Origin of the sequence: Methylobacterium sp. Leaf85 (assembly GCF_001422125.1) — a bacterium.
In the GTDB taxonomy this organism is placed as follows: Bacteria; Pseudomonadota; Alphaproteobacteria; order Rhizobiales; family Beijerinckiaceae; genus Methylobacterium; species Methylobacterium bullatum.
In genome coordinates, this window is record NZ_LMME01000031.1 from 34266 (window position 1) to 54790 (window position 20525).

General features: G+C 65.9%; 18 protein-coding genes. 2 read left to right on the forward strand and 16 right to left on the reverse strand.

The genetic code is table 11. The annotated features are described in order from the left end of the window. Positions 1-6: 6 nt before the first annotated feature. The 14 genes from ASF08_RS16495 to ASF08_RS16560 form a co-directional block, all read right to left on the reverse strand. Positions 7-1527 carry an NADH-quinone oxidoreductase subunit M gene (locus tag ASF08_RS16495; protein ID WP_056147289.1) on the reverse strand — a complete coding sequence of 507 codons (1521 nt, stop codon included), beginning with the start codon at positions 1525-1527 and terminating at the stop codon, positions 7-9. A 47-nt stretch (positions 1528-1574) separates the two neighbouring features. Beyond that, positions 1575-3692, reverse strand: coding sequence for an NADH-quinone oxidoreductase subunit L (gene nuoL, locus ASF08_RS16500; RefSeq protein ID WP_056147298.1), 2118 nt, complete (start codon positions 3690-3692; stop codon positions 1575-1577). 103 nt (positions 3693-3795) lie between these two features. Continuing rightward, positions 3796-4101, reverse strand: coding sequence for an NADH-quinone oxidoreductase subunit NuoK (gene nuoK / locus ASF08_RS16505; RefSeq protein ID WP_018042026.1), 306 nt, complete (start codon positions 4099-4101; stop codon positions 3796-3798). A 28-nt stretch (positions 4102-4129) separates the two neighbouring features. Then, positions 4130-4750, reverse strand: coding sequence for an NADH-quinone oxidoreductase subunit J (locus ASF08_RS16510; RefSeq protein ID WP_056147301.1), 621 nt, complete (start codon positions 4748-4750; stop codon positions 4130-4132). A gap of 121 nt (positions 4751-4871) precedes the next feature. Continuing rightward, positions 4872-5360 carry an NADH-quinone oxidoreductase subunit NuoI gene (nuoI, locus tag ASF08_RS16515; RefSeq protein WP_018042024.1) on the reverse strand — a complete coding sequence of 163 codons (489 nt, stop codon included), beginning with the start codon at positions 5358-5360 and terminating at the stop codon, positions 4872-4874. Between the two features lie 25 nt (positions 5361-5385). Continuing rightward, positions 5386-6402, reverse strand: coding sequence for an NADH-quinone oxidoreductase subunit NuoH (nuoH, locus tag ASF08_RS16520; protein WP_018042023.1), 1017 nt, complete (start codon positions 6400-6402; stop codon positions 5386-5388). 12 nt (positions 6403-6414) lie between these two features. Beyond that, positions 6415-8496 (reverse strand): NADH-quinone oxidoreductase subunit NuoG, encoded by a 2082-nt coding sequence (nuoG, locus tag ASF08_RS16525; protein ID WP_056147303.1) that lies wholly within the window; start codon positions 8494-8496, stop codon positions 6415-6417. Between the two features lie 43 nt (positions 8497-8539). After that, positions 8540-9841, reverse strand: a complete 1302-nt coding sequence (gene nuoF / locus ASF08_RS16530; RefSeq protein ID WP_056147306.1) for an NADH-quinone oxidoreductase subunit NuoF — start codon at positions 9839-9841, stop codon at positions 8540-8542. 1 nt (position 9842) lies between these two features. After that, positions 9843-10937, reverse strand: a complete 1095-nt coding sequence (gene nuoE / locus ASF08_RS16535) for an NADH-quinone oxidoreductase subunit NuoE (RefSeq protein WP_056147311.1) — start codon at positions 10935-10937, stop codon at positions 9843-9845. A gap of 3 nt (positions 10938-10940) precedes the next feature. Further along, positions 10941-11273 carry a hypothetical protein gene (locus tag ASF08_RS16540; RefSeq protein WP_156629626.1) on the reverse strand — a complete coding sequence of 111 codons (333 nt, stop codon included), beginning with the start codon at positions 11271-11273 and terminating at the stop codon, positions 10941-10943. After that, entirely contained in the window at positions 11270-12460 is a 1191-nt protein-coding gene (locus ASF08_RS16545; protein WP_056147317.1) for an NADH-quinone oxidoreductase subunit D, read from the reverse strand. Before ASF08_RS16545 ends, ASF08_RS16540 begins: the two co-directional genes overlap by 4 nt. A gap of 16 nt (positions 12461-12476) precedes the next feature. Next, entirely contained in the window at positions 12477-13121 is a 645-nt protein-coding gene (locus ASF08_RS16550; RefSeq protein WP_018042018.1) for an NADH-quinone oxidoreductase subunit C, read from the reverse strand. Positions 13122-13130: 9 nt separating this feature from the next. Beyond that, positions 13131-13718 (reverse strand): NuoB/complex I 20 kDa subunit family protein, encoded by a 588-nt coding sequence (locus ASF08_RS16555; protein WP_018042017.1) that lies wholly within the window; start codon positions 13716-13718, stop codon positions 13131-13133. Positions 13719-13771: 53 nt separating this feature from the next. Next, positions 13772-14137, reverse strand: a complete 366-nt coding sequence (locus ASF08_RS16560) for an NADH-quinone oxidoreductase subunit A (RefSeq protein ID WP_018042016.1) — start codon at positions 14135-14137, stop codon at positions 13772-13774. Positions 14138-14595: 458 nt separating this feature from the next. Between ASF08_RS16560 and ASF08_RS16565 the strand changes: the two genes are divergently transcribed. Further along, the gene (locus ASF08_RS16565; RefSeq protein WP_056147320.1) at positions 14596-15729 is read left to right on the forward strand and encodes a glycosyltransferase family 4 protein; all 1134 of its coding nucleotides are present in this window, start codon (positions 14596-14598) and stop codon (positions 15727-15729) included. A gap of 293 nt (positions 15730-16022) precedes the next feature. Next, entirely contained in the window at positions 16023-18359 is a 2337-nt protein-coding gene (locus ASF08_RS16570) for an amylo-alpha-1,6-glucosidase (protein ID WP_200931872.1), read from the forward strand. A gap of 170 nt (positions 18360-18529) precedes the next feature. Here ASF08_RS16570 and infC read toward each other — a convergent pair whose 3' ends face one another. Then, complete coding sequence (gene infC / locus ASF08_RS16575) at positions 18530-19051, reverse strand: translation initiation factor IF-3 (RefSeq protein ID WP_018042013.1); 522 nt, start codon at positions 19049-19051, stop codon at positions 18530-18532. A 188-nt stretch (positions 19052-19239) separates the two neighbouring features. Next, positions 19240-20466, reverse strand: a complete 1227-nt coding sequence (locus tag ASF08_RS16580) for a glycosyltransferase family 4 protein (protein WP_056147886.1) — start codon at positions 20464-20466, stop codon at positions 19240-19242. Positions 20467-20525: the final 59 nt, after the last annotated feature.

The following is a 20525-nucleotide window of genomic DNA, read 5'->3' on the forward strand; positions in this document are numbered from 1 at the left end:
AGACCTTCAGCGCGCCACGGGCGGGATCACCGCCGCGGTCTGCGTGTTCGAGAGCGCGGTCTTCATGCTCTGCATCAGCGCCTCCGTGGAGGGGGCGAAGGTGTCGAGGATGGGCGCGGGATGCACGCCGTAATAGATCGTCAGGGCGACGAGCGGCGCGATGATGATCTTCTCCCGCAGGTCGAGATCGAGGATGCCCTGGAGGTTGGGCTTCTCGAGCTTGCCGTAGATCACCCGGGCGTAGAGCCACAGGGCGTATCCGGCCGAGAGGATGATGCCGAAGACGGAGAAGAAGGCGACGGTGGGGTTGGCCTTGAAGGCCCCCATCATGGCCAGGAACTCACCGACGAAGCCCGACGTGCCGGGGAGGCCGACATTGGCCATGGTGAACACCATCATCGCCGCAGCATAGAGCGGCATGCGCTTCACGAGGCCGCCATAGGCCGCGATCTCGCGGGTGTGCATCCGGTCGTAGACCACGCCGACGCAGACGAAGAGCGCGCCCGAGACGATGCCGTGCGAGATCATCAGGAACAGGGCGCCCTGGATGCCCTGCTCGTTGAGGGTGAACAGGCCCAGGGTCACGAAGCCCATATGCGCCACCGACGAATAGGCGATGAGCTTCTTGATGTCGGTCTGCATCAGCGCGATCAGCGACGTGAAGATGATCGCGATGACCGAGAGAGCGAAGACCATCGGTGCGAAAGAGGCGCTGGCATCCGGGAACATCGGCAGCGAAATTCGGATGAAGCCGTATCCGCCCATCTTGAGCAGGATGCCGGCGAGGATCACAGAACCGGCGGTGGGCGCCTCCACGTGGGCGTCGGGCAGCCAGGTATGGACCGGCCACATCGGCATCTTCACCGCGAAGGAGGCGAAGAAGGCGAGCCACAGCCAGTATTGCATGCCGACGGGGAAGCGGGTGTGCAGCAGGGTCGGGATGTCGGTGGTGCCGGCGTGCCAGTACATCGCCATGATGGCGAGGAGCATCAGCACCGAGCCGAGCAGGGTGTAGAGGAAGAACTTGAAGCTCGCGTAGATCCGGCGCTTGCCGCCCCAGATGCCGATGATGAGGAACATCGGGATCAGGCCGGCCTCGAAGAACAGATAGAACAGCACGAGGTCGAGGGCCTGGAACACGCCGATCATCGTCGTCTCGAGGACGAGGAAGGCGACGAAATACTCCTTCACCCGCGTGTTCACCGAGAGCCACGACGCGCCGATGCAGAACGGCATCAGGAACGTGGTCAGCAGGATCAGGGGCATCGAGAACCCGTCGACGCCGAGCTTGAACTTGATCGTCTCGGCGAGCCAGCCGTGGGTCTCCACGAGCTGGAAGCTCGACGTCGACGGATCGAACCGGCCCCAGGCCACGAGGCTGAGGAGGAAGGTGACGATGGTGGTCGCGAGCGCGGCCCAGCGGGCATTGCGCTTCACGCTCTCGGATTCGTCGCCGAGGGACAGGATGAAGGCCGCGCCGCAGAGCGGTACGATCAGCAGGCCTGAGAGAATGCCGAGGCCGAACATCTAGCGGGCACTCCGATACGGGTTGGCGACCGTCATTGCGCGAGACATCAGTGCCCGACCTTCGGCAGGCCGGTGAGCATGTACCAGCTGATGATCGCGGCGACGCCGATGAGCATGACGAAGGCGTAGTGATAGACGTAGCCGGTCTGGAGCCGGACCACGCCGCGGGTGACGTCGAGCACGCGCGTGGCGATCCCGTCGGGGCCGAGCCCGTCGATGACGCGCCCGTCGCCCTCCTTCCACAGGAACTTGCCGAAGTTCTTGGCCGGCCGGACGAAGATGCGCTCGTAGAGTTCGTCGAAATACCACTTGTTGAGCAGGAATTGGTACAGGCTCGGCTGCTGCGCGGCGAGCTGGCGCGGCAGTTCCGGCCGGCGGATATACATCCAGAAGGCCAGCAGGAAGCCGATCACCAGCATGATGAAGGGCGAGTAAGCGACCAGCGCCGGCACCGAATGGATGTCGTGCATGATGTGGTTGTCGGGGCCGTGGCCGAGGGCATGCCCCCAGAACGACTCCATGCCCTCGCCGATGAAGCGGTTCTTGAAGATCAGACCGGCGAAGAGCGCGCCGAAGGCAAGGATCGCCAGCGGGATCGTCATCACCAACGGGCTCTCATGCGGCGTGTGCGCATGGTCGTGGTGCTCGATGGCGCTGTGCGACGCGGGCTCGACGTCGTGGCCCTTGTCGTCATGGGCGACGCCTTCGTGGTGGCCCGGCGCACCGTCCGCCTGGACCGCCGCGTGCGCATGCGCCGAGGCCGGTGCCGCGTGATGGTCGTCATGATGAGCGGCGCCGTGATCGGAGCCATGACCGGCCCAGCGCGCCGGTCCTTCGAAGGTCATGAAGAACAGACGCCAGGAATAGAACGAGGTCATCAGGGCGGCGATGACGGTGGCCAGGAAGGCGAGCGTGTGGCCCGGCCGCGTCGAGGCGTAGGCCGCCTCGATGATCGCATCCTTCGAGTAGTAGCCGGCGGTGAAGGGGAAGCCGATCAGCGCCAGGGTGCCGATGGTCATCATCGCCGAGGTGAAGGGAATGTAGCGGCGCAAAGCGCCCATGTTCCGCATGTCCTGCTCGTGGTGCATCGCGTGGATGACCGAGCCAGCGCCGAGGAACAGCAGCGCCTTGAAGAAGGCATGGGTGAAGAGGTGGAAGACGGCGGCCGAATACGCGCCGACGCCGAGCGCCACGAACATGTAGCCGAGCTGCGAACAGGTCGAGTAGGCGATGACCCGCTTGATGTCGTTCTGCACCATGCCGATCGTGGCCGCGAAGAACGCGGTGATGCCGCCGATGACGGTCACCACGATGAGGGCATTGGGCGCCACCTCGAACAGGGGCGATAGGCGCGCCACCATGAACACGCCGGCGGTGACCATGGTCGCGGCGTGGATCAGGGCGGAGACCGGGGTCGGCCCTTCCATGGCGTCGGGCAACCACGTGTGGAGCATGAACTGCGCCGACTTGCCCATGGCGCCCATGAACAGGAGCAGGCACGCCAGGGTCATGGCGTTCCAGTCATAGCCGAGGAAGTGGAAGGTGGCGTCCTTGAACTCGGCGGCGCGCGGCAGGATGCCGTCGAAGGCCACGGAACCGAACAGGACGAAGACGAGGAAGATGCCGAGCGAGAAGCCGAAATCGCCGACGCGGTTGACGATGAAGGCCTTCATCGCCGCCGCATTGGCCGAGGGCTTCTCGTACCAGAACCCGATCAGCAGGTAGGAGGCGAGGCCGACGCCTTCCCAGCCGAAGAACATCTGCACCAGGTTGTCGGCCGTCACCAGCATCAGCATGGCGAAGGTGAACAGTGACAGGTAGGCGAAGAAGCGCGGCCGGTGCGGATCCTCCGCCATGTAGCCCACGGAGTAGAGGTGGACGAGGGTCGAGACCGTCGTCACCACCACCAGCATCACAACGGTGAGCGTGTCGATCCGGAAAGCCCAGTCGACGACGAGGTCGCCGGCGGTGAACCATGTCGCCACCTGCACGCGGGTGGCGTGGTCCGAGCCCGGTACCTCGAAGAAGGCGCCCCAGGACAGGAGGGCGGAGAAGGCGAGGAAGCCGGTGGTGATGTACTCGCACACGCGAGGGCCGAGCTGGCGGCCGAACAGGCCGGCGAGCAGGGCGCCGATGAGCGGGAAGAAGACGATCGCGTGATACATCGCTGGCTGGCCCGGCCTCCGGAAGCGTACCGGATGACCGGCCTCGCTCCATTCTCGTCAATGGGATCGCGCGGGGTGCCGCGCGGCTCGGCTTGGGGGAAGATCAGCCCTTCATCATGTTCACGTCCTCCACCGCGATGGAGCCGCGGTTTCGGAAGAAGACGACGAGGATGGCGAGCCCGATGGCCGCCTCCGCCGCCGCCACCGTGAGCACGAACAGGGCGAAGACCTGGCCGGTGATGTCGTTGAGATGGGTGGAGAACGCCACGAGGTTGATGTTCACCGCGAGCAGGATGAGCTCCACCGACATCAGGATGACGATGATGTTCTTGCGGTTCACGAAGATGCCGAGCACGCCGAGCGTGAACAGGATCGCCGCCACCGTGAGATAATGGCTCAAGCCGATCATGAGCGCTGATCCTTCTGCAGAGCCGACATCAGACCTCGACACCCTGGCGCGAGGGCACCTTGCGGGTCTCCACCGCCATGTCCTGCGTCCGCGCGTTCTGCACGGAGATGTTCTGGCGCTTCACGCCCGGCCTGTCGCGCAGGGTGAGCACGATGGCACCGATCATCGCCACCAGCAGGATGAGCCCGGCCAGCTGAAAGTAGAAGACGTAATCCGTGTAGAGCACGCGCCCGAGCATCTGGGTGTTGGTGACGCCCTCGACATTGGCAAGCGGACCCAGCGGCGCCTGCATCAGGCCGGGATCGATCGTCCAGGAGCCCACCACGAGCAGGAGTTCGATGAGGAAGACGGCCCCGATCAGCGCCCCCACGGGGAGGTATTGCTGGAAGCCCTGGCGCAGCTGCGCGAAATCCACGTCGAGCATCATCACGACGAAGAGGAACAGAACGGCGACCGCGCCGACATAGACCACCACGAGGATCATCGCGAGGAACTCGGCGCCCATCAGGACGAACAGGCCCGCCGCGTTGACGAAGGTCAGGATGAGGAAGAGCACCGACGCGACTGGATTGCGCGAGGTGATCACCATGAACGCGGACGCGATCGCGATGCCGGCGAACAGGTAGAAGAAGGCTGCGGCTGCACTCATGCGACTATGGAGATCAGCCGTCCCGAGGACGGCCCCTTCTGCCGAAATTCAAACCAGCCCGTGCAGGCCGCCCGTCTATAGAACCCACCCCTGCGGCGCACAACCGCCGGGGCTCCCGTCATCACCGGTATGGCGCGTCCACCGCGATGTTGCGCGCGATCTCGCGCTCCCAGCGGTCGCCGTTCAGGAGCAGCTTGTCCTTGTCGTAGAGAAGCTCCTCGCGGGTCTCCACGGAGAATTCGAGATTCGGCCCCTCGACGATGGCATCCACCGGGCAGGCCTCCTGGCACATGCCGCAATAGATGCACTTCACCATGTCGATGTCGTAGCGCGTGGTGCGCCGCGTGCCGTCGTTACGGCGCGGGCCGGCCTCGATGGTGATGGCCTGCGCCGGGCAGATCGCCTCGCACAGCTTGCAGGCGATGCAGCGCTCTTCCCCGTTGGGATAGCGGCGCAGCGCATGCTCCCCGCGGAAGCGCGGACCGCGATGCCCCATCTCGAAAGGGTAGTTGATCGTGGCCTTGGGTTTGAAGAAGTAGCGCATGGCGAGGGCGAACCCCGACACGAACTCCTTCAGCAGCAGACCCTTGGCGACCTGATCGAGCTTCATGGCGCGATCTCCCTTATGCGTTGCATCATGCCCCCGGCGCGAGGCCGGTGAGCTTGAGGACGAAGGCGACGACGACGACCGAGACGAGCGAGAGCGGAAGGAACACCTTCCAGCCGAGGCGCATGAGCTGGTCGTAGCGGTAGCGCGGCACCATGGCCTTCACCATGGCGATCATGAAGAACAGGAAGCTCGCCTTCAGAGCGAACCAGATCAGCCCCGGCACCCAGGTGAAGGGCGCGAACGGGATCGGCGAGAGCCAGCCGCCGAGGAACAGCACCGTTCCGAGCGCGCACATGGTCATGATCGCCACGTACTCGCCGAGCATGAACAGCAGGTACGGCGTCGAGGAATACTCGACCATGTAGCCCGCCACGAGCTCCGATTCGGCCTCCGGCAGATCGAAGGGCGGGCGGTTGGTTTCGGCGAGTGCCGAGATGAAGAACACCACGAACATCGGGAACAGCCAGAGCCAGTACCAGCCGAGGATGCCGAGCGAAGTGTCCTGCGCCATGACGATGCGCGAGAGGTTGAGCGAGCCGGCGCAGAGCAGGACGCAGATGATGACGAAGCCGAGGGACACTTCGTAGGAGATCATCTGCGCGGCGGAGCGCAGGGCGCCGAGGAAGGCGTATTTCGAGTTCGAGGCCCAGCCGCCCATCAGCACGCCGTAGACGCCCAAGCTCGAGATCGCGAAGATGTAGGTGATGCCGACATTGAGATCGGCGATGGCCCAGCCTTCCGCCAGCGGGATCACCGCCCAGCCCGCCAGGGCCAGCGTGGCGAAGACCAGGGGCGCCAGCAAGAACAACGCCTTGTTGGCGCCGGCCGGGATCACCGGCTCCTTCAGCACGAACTTCAGGAGATCGGCGAAGGATTGCAGCAGGCCCCAGGGCCCGACCACGTTGGGGCCGCGCCGCAGCTGCACTGCCGCCCAGATCTTGCGATCGGCCAGCAGCGCGTAGGCGATGAAGACGAGAAGCAGCGCCAGGAGCACGAAGCTCTTGAGCACCAGAAGCAGGACGGTGCCGACGATTTCCAGCATGGTCGGCAGCCCCTATTCCGCCGCTTCGAGTCCGCGCGTCCGCGCGAGGCTCGAACATTCGGCCAGCACGCGCGAGGCGCGGGCGATGGCGTTGGTGAGATAGAAGTCCGGCACCGCCGACACGAAGGCCGAGCGGTTCGCCTCGCCGCCGAGGCTCGCCAGGGTCTCGACCGTGGCGGCGACGTCGCCCGGCGCCACCGCGTCGAGGGCGGCGAAATGCGGATATTCCGCATAGAGCGCGCGCCGCAGGGCGCCGAGGGAGTCGAAGGCCAGGCGCTTGCCGAGAACATCGGACAGGGCGCGCAGGATCGCCCAATCCTCGCGGGCGTCGCCCGGCGGGAAGCCGGCGCGGTTGGTGGTCTGCACCCGGCCTTCGAGGTTCACGAAGGTGGCGTTCTTCTCGGTATAGGCGGCCCCCGGCAGGATCACGTCGGCGCGGGTGGCGCCACGGTCGCCGTGGGTGCCCTGGTAGATCACGAAGGCACCGGCACCGATCTCGATCTCGTCGGCGCCGAGGTTGAACAACACGTCCAGGGCACCCGGCTCGGCCATCGCGGCGAAGTCGAGCCCCCCCTCCCCCGGCACGAAGCCGAGATCGAGGGCGCCGACACGGGCGGCGGTGGTCTGGAGCACGGCGAAACCCTTCCATTCCGACGTGACCGCCCCGACGTCCTTGGCGAGCTTGGCCGCCGCCGAGAGGATGGCGGCTCCGTCCGGACGGGACAGCGCCCCGGTCCCGACGATGACGAGGGGACGGCTCGCACCCTTCAGCACCTCGGCGAAGCTGTGCCGACCGGCGGCGATGTCGGCCAGGGTGTCGGGGCCGGCGCCGAGATAGGTATGGGGATAGGTGAGATCCACGGCCTCGCCGATGAGGCCCACTGCCAGCGGCGCCATCCGCCAGCGCTTGCGGATGCGCACGTTGAGGAGCGAGGCTTCCAGGCGCGGATTGGTCCCGACCAGGAGAATCGCGTCCGCATCCTCGATCCCCGGGATGGTGGGATTGAAGGCGTAGGCGGCCCGGCCCCAGGCGGGATCGATCGCCTCGCCGGCCTGACGGCAATCGAGATTGGTCACGCCGAGCGACCCCATCAGGGTCTTCAGGGCATAGATCTCCTCCACGGCGGCGAGATCGCCGACGATGGCGCCGACGCGCTTCGGATCGGCGCTCTTCGTCTTCGCGGCGATGGCCGCGAAGGCCTCACCCCAGGAGGCCGGACGCAGGCGGCCGTTCTCGCGCAGATACGGACGGTCGAGACGCTGCGCGCGCAGGCCGTCCACCGCGTGGCGGGTCTTGTCGGAGATCCACTCCTCGTTGATGTCCTCGTTGACGCGCGGCTCGATCTGCATCACCTCGCGGCCACGGGCATCGACGCGGATGGCGCAGCCGACCGCATCCATCACGTCGATGGATTCGGTCTTCGACAGCTCCCAGGGCCGCACCTCGTAGCTCTGCGGCTTATGGACGAGGGCGCCCACCGGGCAGAGATCGGCGACGTTGCCCTGGAGCTCGGAGCCCATGGCGCTCTCGAGATAGCTCGTGATCTCCATGTCCTCGCCGCGGCCGATGGCGCCGAGATCCGGCACGCCGGCCACTTCCGCCAGGAAGCGGACGCAGCGGGTGCAATGGATGCAGCGGTTCATGGCGGTCCGCACCAGCGGGCCGATGTATTTCTCTTCGACCGCCCGCTTGTTCTCGCCGTAGCGGGTCGAATCGACGCCGTAGGCCATGGCCTGATCCTGCAGATCGCAATGGCCGCCCTGGTCGCAGATCGGGCAATCGAGCGGGTGGTTGATGAGGAGGAACTCCATCACCCCCTCGCGGGCCTTCTTCGTGGTTCCCGACCGGGTGAGGATCTCGGGCGGCTCGCCGTTTGGGCCGGGCCGGCAATCCTTCACCGCGTAGGCGCAGGAGGCCACGGGCTTCGGAGCGCCCTTCAACTCCACCAGGCACATGCGGCAATTGCCGGCGATGGACAGCCGTTCGTGGAAGCAGAAGCGCGGGATCTCCGCGCCCGCGACTTCGCAGGCCTGCAGCAGGGTGTACTCGGCCGGAACATCGACCTCGGTGCCGTCGACGATGAGCTTGGTCATGCGTGCTTCTCGGTGTCGAACATCGGTCCGAAAGACATGGCGATCACTCCGCCGCGATCCGCACAGGATCGCTATGCGGGTTGGCGCTGTAGCGGTCGATGCGCTTTTCGATCTCGGGGCGGAAATGGCGGATGAGGCCCTGGATCGGCCAGGCCGCCGCGTCGCCGAGGGCACAGATCGTGTGGCCCTCGATCTGCTTCGTCACGTCGAGGAGCATGTCGATCTCGCGGCGCTGGGCGCGGCCCTCGGCCATGCGCAGCATCACGCGCCACATCCAGCCGGTGCCCTCGCGGCAGGGCGTGCACTGGCCGCAGCTCTCGTGCTTGTAGAAATAGGCGATGCGGGCAATGGCCGAGACGATGTCCGTGGAGCGGTCGAGAACGATCACCGCCGCCGTGCCGAGGCCGGAGCCGAGGCCGCGCAGGGTGTCGAAATCCATCTTGGCGTCGATGATCTGCTCGGCCGGCACCAGGGGCACCGAAGAGCCGCCGGGGATGGAGCAGAGCAGGTTGTCCCAGCCGCCGCGCATGCCGCCGCAATGCTTGTCGATGAGCTCGCGGAAGGTGATGCCGAGCTCTTCCTCGACGTTGCAGGGCTTGTTGACGTGGCCCGACACGCAGAACAGCTTGGTGCCGGTGTTGTTCTTGCCGCCCAACCCTGCGAACCAGGCGCCGCCCCGGCGCAGGATGGTGCCCGCCACCGCGATGGACTCGACGTTGTTCACCGTGGTGGGACAGCCGTAGAGGCCCATATTGGCCGGGAAAGGCGGCTTCAGCCGCGGCATGCCCTTCTTGCCCTCGAGGCTTTCCAGCAGCGCCGTCTCCTCGCCGCAGATATAAGCGCCGGCACCGTGATGGACGTAGATGTCGAACGGGTAACCGTGGACGTTGTCCTTGCCCACGAGGCGGGCCGCATAAGCCTCGTCCACCGCCTTCTGCAGGGCGTGCTTCTCCGCCACGTACTCGCCGCGGATGTAGATGTAGCAGGCATGGGCGGCCATCGAGAACGAGGCTAGCATGCAGCCCTCGATCAGGAGATGCGGATCGTGCCGCATGATCTCCCGGTCCTTGCAGGTGCCCGGCTCGGATTCGTCGGCGTTGACCACAAGGTAATGCGGCCGCCCATCCGACTTCTTGGGCATGAACGACCATTTCAGGCCCGTCGGGAAGCCGGCACCGCCGCGCCCGCGAAGCCCGGACGCTTTCATCTCGTCGATGATCCAGTCGCGGCCCATTTCCAGCAGGAACTTGGTGCCGTCCCAGGCACCACGCTTCCTGGCCTCGTCGAGACCGGGGGAATGAAGGCCGTACAGATTGGTGAAGATGCGATCCTGATCGGAGAGCATGTCAGTTCCCCTCCGTCTTCGGAGCGCCGGGATTGGGCGCCGTCTTCCTCGGCTTGGCGGCCGTCGGAGGCGACGTCGCGTCGTCCGGCCCCAGATCGTCGCTGGCACCCGAGGCGAGGGGCTGCGGCGGCGGCTCGTCCCGGGGCAGGTCGGATTGCGTTCCTGCTTCGGCACCGGCGGCTTCGACGCGCGCAACCGTCACACCGGCATCGGCCGTGGGATGACCCGGCTGGACCTTGGAGTCCGTGGCATCCGCGGCATCAACCTTATCACCGGCCTTGACCGGCTCTTCGCCTCCGGCCGAACGCTGGGCAGGGCCGTCCGAGGCCGACGAGGCGGCGGCGCGGCCTGCATCGGGTTTGGCGGGTTTGGGATCGGTGGCGGCGCGCTGCTCGGAAGACGCAGCTTCGGATTTGCCCTCGGACGTGGTGTCGTCGGCCGCATGCTCCTCGAAGCGCTTGCGCCAGGCGCCCACTCGGGAGCCGTCGAACAAGGTCGCGTCGGTGAGGGTATCGGCGCCGCCCTTCGGCTCGGACGAGGTGCGCCCCACCTGCGAACCGACCTTCACCGGGCGGCCGGCCGCCAGATCGTCCATCAGCGTGCCGAGGAGATCCGGCGTCAGGTCCTCGTAGTAATCCTGGTTGATCTGCGCCATCGGCGCGTTGCAGCAGGCGCCGAGGCACTCGACTTCGAGCCAGGAGAAGTTGCCGTCGGCGCTCACATGGCCGGGCGCACCGAGACGCTCGTGAAGGTAGTCCTTCAACTCGCGCGCGCCGCAGGAATCGCACGGCACCGTGCCGCAGAGCTGGATCCAGAACCGGCCCACGGGCTCGAGGGCGAACATCGTGTAGAAGGTCGCCACTTCGAGCACGCGGATATGCGGCATACCGAGTTCGGCGGCCACCGCCTCGATCGCCTTCTGCGGCAGCCAACCGCCATTCTGCTCCTGCGCCTTCCACAGCAACGGAATCACGGCCGAGGCCTGACGCCCTTCCGGGTATTTCTCGATTTGACCCTTCGCCCAGTCGGCGTTCTCGGAAGAGAACGCGAAGGACGCGGGCTGCTCGGCGGCGGGGGCGAGTCTGCGGTTCGCCATAGCTTATTCGGCGTCCTTTATGTCAGCAGGCAGCGGCGTACCGGTCTCGGCAGCACCGCACTCCCAGAACTTACCGTCCGGAATCGGCCGACCACGATCCCTCTCGATCATGGGCATGTTGAAGCAATCACAATGCGAGTCTGAATGCCGCACGAGATCGGTGAAACCCGGCGTACCGGGCTCGCCGATGCGGCGCTCAACAGTCCCGCGGCCGGTCTCCTTGAAGGCATCAGGCAGGCTGCGAAGCGTTTCGTACTGGGCGCAGGAAACGTCGGCCCAAGCCGGCAAGTTGCCGGCAAGCATCGACGCTACCGTGACCGAGAGAGCTGTTCTCACCGGTCCACCTCGCCGAACACGATGTCGAGCGTGCCGAGCACGCAGGACACGTCGGCCAGCATGTGGCCGCGGCACATCCAGTCCATGGCCTGGAGATGGGCGAAACCCGGAGCGCGTATCTTGCAACGGTAGGGCTTGTTGGTGCCGTCGGCGACGAGATAGACGCCGAACTCGCCCTTGGGGGCTTCGACCGCTGCGTAGACCTCGCCGGCCGGGACGTGGAAGCCTTCGGTGTAGAGTTTGAAGTGGTGGATGAGCGCTTCCATCGATCGCTTCATCTCGCGGCGCGGCGGCGGGGCGAACTTGCCGTCGGTGGCCGCGATCCGCCCCTGTCCGGCGGGCTCGCGCAGCTTCACGCAGCATTGCCGCATGATCTTGGCCGATTCGCGCATCTCTTCCATGCGGATGACCTGGCGATCGTAGGTGTCGCCGTTCCTGCCCACGGGGACGTCGAACTCCATCTCCTCGTAGCACTCGTAGGGCTGCGACTTGCGCAGGTCCCACGGGATGCCGGAGCCGCGCACCATCACCCCGGAGAAGCCCCAGGCCATGGCCTCGTCCACGGTGACGATGCCGATGTCGACGTTGCGCTGTTTGAAGATGCGGTTGCCCATGACGAGGTTGTCGAGGTCGTCCACCACCTGCAGGAACGGGTCGATGAAGGCCTCGATGTCGTCGATCAGCGCCGGCGGCAGGTCCTGATGCACGCCGCCGGGCCGGAAGTAGTTGGCGTGGAGACGCGCACCCGACGCGCGCTCGTAGAAGATCATCAGCTTCTCACGCTCCTCGAAGCCCCAGAGCGGCGGCGTCAACGCGCCCACATCCATGGCCTGCGTGGTCACGTTGAGGAGATGCGAGAGGATGCGGCCGATCTCGCAGAACAACACGCGGATGAGCTGGGCCCGGCGCGGCACCTGAAGGCCGAGCAGCTTCTCGATGCCGAGGCAGAAGGCATGCTCCTGGTTCATCGGCGACACGTAGTCGAGCCGGTCGAAATACGGCGTGGCCTGCAGGTAGGTCTTGTGCTCGATCAGCTTCTCGGTGCCGCGATGGAGCAGGCCGATATGCGGATCGACCCGCTCCACGATTTCGCCGTCGAGTTCCAGCACGAGGCGCAGCACGCCGTGCGCCGCCGGGTGCTGGGGCCCGAAATTGATCGCGAAGTTGCGGATGTTGTGCTCGGTCATGGCCTCGCTCCGCTGTTCAAGCCGACTTCTTCTCATCGCCCGGGAGCACGTATTCGGTGCCCTCCCAAGGCGAGAGGAAGTCGAAGTTCCGGAATTCCTGCGCCAGCTTCACCGGCTCGTAGACCACGCGGGCCTCGTCCTGGTCGTAGCGGACCTCGACAAAGCCGGTGAGGGGGAAGTCCTTGCGCAGGGGATGCCCTTCGAACCCGTAATCCGTCAGCAGTCGGCGCAGATCGGGATGTCCGGAGAAGAGGACGCCGTAGAGGTCGTAGGTCTCGCGCTCGAACCAGTTGGCGGCCGGGAACACGTCGATGACGGAGGGGACCGGGGTCTGGTCGTCGGTCTGTACCTTCACCCGGATGCGAGCGTTATGGCGCAGGGAGAGCAGATGATAGACGACGTCGAAGCGCTTTTCGCGGTTCGGGTAATCCGCGCCGCAGATGTCGATGAAGCAGCGGAAGGCGCAAGCGGGGTCGTCGCGCAGATAGGTCAGCGCATAGACGATGTCGCTCGCCTGCACATTCAGCGTGAGTTCGCCGAAGGCGATGGTCCGCGAGACGATTGCCGGACCCAGCGCCGACCCGACATGGTCGCTGAGCGCCTGGAGGGAGCCGTCGGCCGGGGCCGCGGTATGGGCGAGGATCGAAATTCCGTTGCTCATGCCGGCCCCTCAGCGCTCGATCGTGCCGGTGCGGCGGATCTTCTTCTGCAGGAGGAGCACGCCGTAGAGCAGCGCCTCCGCCGTGGGCGGGCAGCCGGGCACGTAGATGTCCACGGGCACCACCCGGTCGCAGCCGCGCACCACCGAATAGGAATAGTGGTAATAGCCGCCGCCATTGGCGCAGGAGCCCATCGAGATGACGTAGCGCGGCTCCGGCATCTGATCGTAGACCTTGCGCAGGGCGGGGGCCATCTTGTTGGTCAGAGTCCCCGCGACGATCATCACGTCGGATTGGCGCGGCGAGCCACGCGGCGCGAAGCCGAAGCGCTCGCAATCATAGCGCGGCATCGACATCTGCATCATCTCGACCGCGCAACAGGCGAGGCCGAATGTCATCCACATCAGCGACCCGGTGCGGGCCCAATTGATGAGGTCGTCCGTCGAGGTGATGAGGAAGCCGCGGTCGGCGAGTTCGCTGTTGATCGACAGGAAGGTCGGATCGTCGGCGCCGATGGGCCGGCCGGTATTCGGATCGATGATCCCCTTCGGCGCGGGTGCGACGGCGGGGATCCGGGTCATGTCGGGACTGAAGGCCATCGGTTTCTCGGGATCCGGCTTCGGGCAATGCGATTGTCAGGTTGACGGGACGTCTAGTCCCATTCGAGGGCGCCCTTGCGCCACTCGTAGACGAACCCGACCGTGAGCACGCCGAGGAAGGCCATCATCGACCACATGCCGAACCAGCCGAGTTCGCCGAAGGTGATTGCCCAGGGGAACAAGAACGCGACTTCAAGGTCGAAGATGATGAATAGGATAGCGACGAGGTAGAACCGCACGTCGAACTTCATGCGGGCGTCGTCGAAAGCATTGAAGCCGCACTCGTAAGCAGAGAGCTTCTCCGGATCGGGGCTGTTATAAGCGACGAGGAACGGTGCGACGAGCAGCGCCACGGCGATGAACAACGACACGCCGATGAAAACGATGAGGGGCAGGTAATCCGCCAGCAGGCTTGTCATGCGACACCTCTCGTGTTCGTGGCGGGCGAAGCGCCTCGCGAGCGCCGGTGTGGTATGGAATTGCTCCAATGCCAGACTGCGCAGGCGCGAGGCTTAGACGACCCCCTTGAGCGAAACAAGGGCGTCGTGCGTCGCACAAATCCGGCCATGCTCAGGAAGTATGGGGCGGATCGTATCCGGCAACACGACCGATCCGCGCAGGTCCCTTAAGCAGCAATCCCGCGGTCGTCGCCGGTGTCCGGTCTGGCCGGTTTCCTGCATGGCCCCGCCCCTGCTCGATGACCCCGTCGGGGGAGATGGAACCGAGGATTTCGGGGACATCCGGGCGGAGGAGATAGCGAGGAACGGCACTCGTGGGGCACACGGAACCAGAACCTTGGCCGTGAGTTCCGTTCATGTCCCACTCAGGCCGGATGGCGTTAGGTCGTCGCAATATTCGACCTTACAGGAGACGTTTCGTGCGCATTGCCCAGATTGCTCCGCTCTCGGAGGCCGTGCCTCCGAAGTTCTACGGCGGCACCGAGCGCGTCGTATCGTGGATCACGGAGGAACTCGTCCGGCAGGGACATGACGTGACCCTGTTCGCCAGCGGCGATTCCGAGACGTCCGCCAAGCTCGCCGCCTGCACGCCCGAGGGTCTTCGCCTTCTCGGTTACCGCGATCACACCGCGAGCCATCTGGCGATGCTGCACGCCGTCCACAAACGGGCGCATGAGTTCGACGTGCTGCACTTCCACATCGATCTGCTGCAGTATCCGATGTTCGAAGACCTCTACCACAAGTGCGTCACGACCATGCACGGTCGCCTCGACGTTCCGGATTTCATGCCGGTCTACCGCACCTTCACGGGCATGCCCCTGGTGTCGATCTCCGACAACCAGCGCGAGCCCATGCCGTCGAACTCGAACTGGCAGGCGACGATCCATCACGGCCTGCCGTCCGAGAACTGCCCGTATTATCCAGACGCCAAGGGCGGCTACCTCGCCTTCCTCGGCCGCATCTCCCCCGAGAAGCGCCCCGACCGGGCGATTCAGATGGCGATCCAGTCCGGCGTGAAGCTGAAGATCGCCGCCAAGGTGGACAAGGCCGATCAGGATTATTGGGACGAGGTCATCGAGCCGATGATCCACCACCCGCTCGTCGAGTTCATCGGCGAGATCAACGAAGAGCAGAAGAAGGACTTCCTCGGCAACGCCCTGGCCCTGGCTTTCCCGATCGACTGGCCGGAGCCCTTCGGCCTCGTCATGATCGAGGCGATGTCGGCCGGCACGCCGGTGATCGCATTCCGCAACGGCTCCGTGCCGGAGGTCATCGCCGACGGCGTCAGTGGCGTCCTGTGCGACACGATGGACGATGCCATCGCGGCCGTACACAAGGTCAAGACCATGAGCCGCGCCGGCGTGCGCCGCCACTTCGAGACGCAGTTCACCGCCGAATGCATGGTGAAGAAGTATGTGGCGGTCTACGAGCAGCTGATCGAGAACGAGAAGACCATCATCAAGATGCCACGCGCCGGGGCGTTCACCCCGCATTACGGCGATCTGAACGGCTCGGCCCGCCCGTCGCTGTCCGCGGCTGCCATGCCGGCCTGAAAATCCTTGCAGAAAGGCTGATGCCATACGGCACCAGCCTTGCTAACCTCTTCCCGAGTCGACGGCCCTCATTCGTGAGATCCACCGATACCGGTTATCGAAGGCCGCTGGATCGCCCTTTCGCGACCGGCGGCCTTTTGATTCGCGATAGACGATCCAGCGCTTCGGGCCAGAGAGCGAACGTCGCTTCATCGAGCCCGTCGACGCGCCCGAGACGATCTGCGACATCGGGCCGGAGAGGCCCGGCTTCGATACCGCGGGTCCGACAGTCCACTTCCCGGAGACGTTCAGGCATGGCGGCGAACACTTCCACGGCGACGACGCAGGACGGTCACAGCAGCACGAACGGGCTGGGGCAGGGTTTCCAGGATGCCGACGAGGTGCTGCCGCAATACCATATCGAGGCACAGACCTCGCTGGTGGAGCGCCCCTTACGATCCCTGAAGTACGGCGAGGCCTTCGCCGTCCTCGACAGCTACGGCGATATCGGCGTGTTGCCGGGGCCCGAGGGCCTGTATTTCCAGGATACGCGCTACCTGTCGCGCCTCGGTTTCACCATTGAGGACCAGCGCCCGCTGCTGCTCTCCTCGGTGATGCAGGACGACAACGGCGCGCTGAGCGTCGACATGACGACGCCGGACATCCGCATCGATGCCCATGACGAGACCACGATCCCCCGCGAGCTGATCGCCATCGAGCGCACCAAGTTCCTGTTCAAGGGTGCCTGCTACGACCGGATCGGCCTGCGCAACTACGATTCGCGCCATTGGAAGCTCAAGATCGGCGTGACCTTCGACGCCGATTACCGCGACCTGTTCGAGGTGCGCGGCATGGACCGGCCGGTCCGCGGCAAGCGCAGCGTGCAGGTGGCGAACGAATCGGAAGTCCAGTTTCGCTATGTCGGCCTCGACGAGGTGGTGCGTACCACGAGCCTCCACTTCGGTCCGAAGCCGCACCGTATCGAGCCGGGCCGCGCCGAGTTCGAGGTCTCGCTGCCCCCGGGCGGCCGGACGTCCCTGTTCATCCGCGTCGTCTTCGAATCGCACCGCGCCTTCACCAGCGCTCCGGCTGCGGAGAAGGTCGGCGAGGACGCCGCCGCCGGCCTGTCACACGCGGCGGGAAGCAGCGCCGGCGCACGCCATCCCAAGGGCCTCGGTGAGGGCGTGATCTTCGCCCGCGCCTATCGCGACGCGCGCCGGGACCTGCGCCAGCTCACCGCCGGGATCACCACGATCATCTCGTCGAACGACCAGTTCAACGAAGCGGCCTGCCGCGCGACCGCCGACCTCTACATGCTGGCGAGCCGCACGCCCGAGGGCATCTACCCCTTCGCCGGCATCCCCTGGTACTCAACCGTGTTCGGCCGCGACGGCATCATCACCGCGATGATGGCGCTCTGGATCGACCCGAACTTCGCCAAGGGCGTCCTACGCTACCTCGCCTCGACACAGGCCAAGGCCGTGGACCCCGCCGCCGATGCCCAGCCGGGCAAGGTCCTGCACGAGACCCGGCGCGGCGAGATGGCGATGCTCGGCGAGGTGCCGTTCCGCCACTATTACGGCACCATCGACGGAACGCCGCTCTTCGTCATGCTGGCCTACGAGTATTACGCGGTCACCGGCGACATCGAGACGATCAAGCGCATCTGGCCCGCCCTCGAACTCGCCCTCACGTGGATGAACGAGTACGGCGACCGGGACGGCGACGGCTTCGTCGAATATGCCCGCGACACCGACAAGGGCCTGGAGAACCAGGGCTGGAAGGACAGCCACGATTCGATCTTCCATACCGATGGACAGCTCGCCAAGGGCCCGATCGCCCTGTGCGAAGTCCAGGGCTACGTCTATGCCGCCAAGAACGGCATGGCCAAGCTCGCCACACTGCTCGGGCACGACGACCTCGCCACCCGCCTCGGAAAGGAGGCGCTGGCCCTTCGCGAAAACTTCGACAAGGCCTTCTGGTGCGAGGAGATCGGCACCTACGCGCTGGCCCTGGACGGGGCGAAGAAGCAATGCGCCGTGCGCTCGTCCAATGCCGGCCACGCCCTCTTCACCGGCATCGCCCTGCCGGAGCGCGCCGCGAGCGTCGCCGCCAACCTGCTGTCGAAGGACGGATTCAACGGCTGGGGCGTCCGCACGATCGCGCGCGGCGAGGCCCGCTACAACCCGATGTCGTATCACAACGGCTCGATCTGGCCGCACGACAACGCCCTGGTGGCCATGGGCCTCGCGCGCTACGACCTGAAGCCGGAGGCCTCCCGTATCTTCCAGGGCATGTTCGACACCGCCCTCTACCAGGACCAGAAGCGCCTGCCGGAGCTGTTCTGCGGCTTCATGCGCCGCAACCAGCGCGGCCCCGTCTCTTACCCTGTGGCCTGCTCGCCCCAGGCCTGGGCGGCGGCGGCTCCGTTCGCCTTCCTCTCGGCCTGCATCGGTTTGGAGATCCAGCACGACCGCAACCGCATCCGCCTGCGCAACCCCACCCTCCCGGACTTCCTCGAAGGCGTTTCGATCTTCAACCTGAAGCTCGGCGACTCACGGATCGACCTGCGGGTGCAGCGCTACGGCAGCGACGTCACGGTGAACGTGCTGAGGCGGGTGGGCGACGCGCAGGTGTCCGTGGTGAAGTAAATCCTGGGAATTGGGGGCGGCTCCCAGGCTGCCCCCTCCCCTCGCGGCAAGCACGAAGCTGCCCCGAATCACACGACATTCGAGACCGGCTGTAAGGCGATAAAAAAAGCCGCCTCCCCAAGGAAGCGGCTTTCAGAACGTCCATGTCCCGTGGTGGGACGAAAGCGACCTCAGCGCGGCGCCAGGATCATGATCATCTGGCGGCCTTCGAGCATCGGCTCACTTTCCACCTTGGCGATTTCCTGGGTCTCGTTCTTCACCCGTTCGAGCAGACGCAGGCCGATATCCTGGTGCGCCATCTCACGGCCACGGAAGCGCAGGGTGACCTTCACCTTGTCGCCCTCCTCGAAGAAGCGGATGACCGCCTTCATCTTGGTGTCGTAATCGTGCTTGTCGATACCGGGGCGGAGCTTGATCTCCTTGACCTCGACCGTCTTCTGCTTCTTGCGGGCCTCGTTCTGCTTCTTCTGTTCGTTGAAGCGGAAGCGGCCGTAATCGAGAAGCTTACAGACGGGAGGGACGGAGTTCGGCGCGATCTCCACGAGATCGAGGCCCGCCTCTTCGGCAAGGGCGAGCGCGTCGAAGAAGGCGACGACACCGCGGTTCTGCCCGGTATCATCGATGAGCTGCACTTCGCGGACGCCACGGATGTCCCGATTGGCGCGCGGCCCGTCCTTCTGCGGGGCCGGCATGGCTCTCATTGGTCTACGAATGGCTTCAATCTCCTAGTGAACGACGAAACGGCAGCCTGCGGACATCGCCCGGAGGGCTAGACCTGCCACCAATCGCTCCGGCAATCCGGTTACGGACACCATGTCCGAACTGCGTCCCGTGTCAACTGGCAGGAGCGGGTTTGGTTCACGAACCGGCCCATACAGTGTCAGCGCGGGCGTCGGGCGAGAAGTTCCGCATAGATGTCGAGGGTGGCGCCCACCATGCCATCGAGGGAGAAATGCGCCTCCACATGGGCGCGCCCCCGGCGGGTCATGGCGTCCCGTGCGCTGGCCCCGAGGGTGAGCGCTTCGAGCAGGGCCTCGGCCAGAGCCGGCGCGTCGCCGGGCGGCACCCGCCAGCCGGTGCGCTGGGCCGCCGGCACTTCCGGCGGGGCGAGCACCGTTTCCGGCACCGCGCCGAGATCCGAGACCACCACCGGGGTCCCGAGGGCCTGGGCTTCCACCGCCGAGCGCCCGAAGGCCTCGGGCTCCACGGACGGGACGGCGACCACCGAAGCCGCCCGGAAGGCGGCCGGCATGTCGGTGCAATGGCCGACCCGCAGGACGATGTCGCGGAGACCGCGTGCCTCGATCAATGTGTCGAGTTCCCGCTCGTAAGCGGAGCGGCCCTGCGGGTCGCCGGCCAGGACGAAGACGACATCGGTGATGCCCCGGTCGCGCAGGAAGGCGGCGGCCTCGATCAGCACGCGCTGACCCTTCCAGGCGGTGAGCCGGGCCGCGAGCAGGACGACGCGCTGGTGCGGCGCCACCCCCCAGGATCGGCGCAGGGCCTCGACGCGGGCGGGCGCCACGGCGCCGGGCGAGAACTGGGCGAGATCGGTGCCGCGATGGACGACCCGGACACGGTCGCCGGCCTGATCGGGGTGAAGCATCCGGATGAGGTCGGCGGTGTAGTGAGAATTGGCGATGACCACGTCGCCGCGCGCCATCACCGAATTGTAGAGCACCTTCACGCCGGTCCGGCCGGAATAACTGCCGTGATAAGTGGTCACATAAGGAATCTTCAGCCGCCGGGCGGCGCCGAGGGCCACCCAGGCGGGAGCGCGCGAGCGGGCATGGACGATCTGGACCCCCTCGCGCCGGCAAAGGCGCGCGAGGCGCCCGACATTCAGCGCCATGGCAAGGGGATTCTTGGAGGCGGCGGGGAATGGAAGCCAGGTTCCGCCCTTGGCCTGCATCTCGCCGACCAGGCGTCCGCCTTCCGTCGCCACGAGGGCCCGCGCGCCCGCGGAGGCGAGGGCTGCGGCCACATCCACCGTGGTACGCTCGGCCCCACCGGCGTCGAGGGCCGGAATGATCTGCAGCACCGTGGCGCCCGCCAGAGGTTGGGCCTCGCTAGGGAATCCGGCCCCGAATCTTTCCTCGCCGCTCATCGGGCCCATCCTTCCGGAGACGGCAGGATCGACGGAAGATGGTCTTCGAAGGGGCGACG

Excerpts from the sequence above, each read along its gene's own strand:
- ASF08_RS16495 (WP_056147289.1), bottom strand. The coding sequence starts at position 1,527 with ATGTTCGGCCTCGGCATTCTCTCAGGCCTGCTGATCGTACCGCTCTGC.
- nuoL (WP_056147298.1), bottom strand. The coding sequence starts at position 3,692 with ATGTATCACGCGATCGTCTTCTTCCCGCTCATCGGCGCCCTGCTCGCC.
- nuoK (WP_018042026.1), bottom strand. The coding sequence starts at position 4,101 with ATGATCGGCTTGAGCCATTATCTCACGGTGGCGGCGATCCTGTTCACG.
- ASF08_RS16510 (WP_056147301.1), bottom strand. The coding sequence starts at position 4,750 with ATGAGTGCAGCCGCAGCCTTCTTCTACCTGTTCGCCGGCATCGCGATC.
- nuoI (WP_018042024.1), bottom strand. The coding sequence starts at position 5,360 with ATGAAGCTCGATCAGGTCGCCAAGGGTCTGCTGCTGAAGGAGTTCGTG.
- nuoH (WP_018042023.1), bottom strand. The coding sequence starts at position 6,402 with ATGCTGGAAATCGTCGGCACCGTCCTGCTTCTGGTGCTCAAGAGCTTC.
- nuoG (WP_056147303.1), bottom strand. The coding sequence starts at position 8,496 with ATGACCAAGCTCATCGTCGACGGCACCGAGGTCGATGTTCCGGCCGAG.
- nuoF (WP_056147306.1), bottom strand. The coding sequence starts at position 9,841 with ATGCTCTCCGATCAGGATCGCATCTTCACCAATCTGTACGGCCTTCAT.
- nuoE (WP_056147311.1), bottom strand. The coding sequence starts at position 10,937 with ATGGCGAACCGCAGACTCGCCCCCGCCGCCGAGCAGCCCGCGTCCTTC.
- ASF08_RS16545 (WP_056147317.1), bottom strand. The coding sequence starts at position 12,460 with ATGACCGAGCACAACATCCGCAACTTCGCGATCAATTTCGGGCCCCAG.
- ASF08_RS16550 (WP_018042018.1), bottom strand. The coding sequence starts at position 13,121 with ATGAGCAACGGAATTTCGATCCTCGCCCATACCGCGGCCCCGGCCGAC.
- ASF08_RS16555 (WP_018042017.1), bottom strand. The coding sequence starts at position 13,718 with ATGGCCTTCAGTCCCGACATGACCCGGATCCCCGCCGTCGCACCCGCG.
- ASF08_RS16560 (WP_018042016.1), bottom strand. The coding sequence starts at position 14,137 with ATGACAAGCCTGCTGGCGGATTACCTGCCCCTCATCGTTTTCATCGGC.
- ASF08_RS16570 (WP_200931872.1), top strand. The coding sequence starts at position 16,023 with ATGGCGGCGAACACTTCCACGGCGACGACGCAGGACGGTCACAGCAGC.
- infC (WP_018042013.1), bottom strand. The coding sequence starts at position 19,051 with ATGCCGGCCCCGCAGAAGGACGGGCCGCGCGCCAATCGGGACATCCGT.
- ASF08_RS16580 (WP_056147886.1), bottom strand. The coding sequence starts at position 20,466 with ATGAGCGGCGAGGAAAGATTCGGGGCCGGATTCCCTAGCGAGGCCCAA.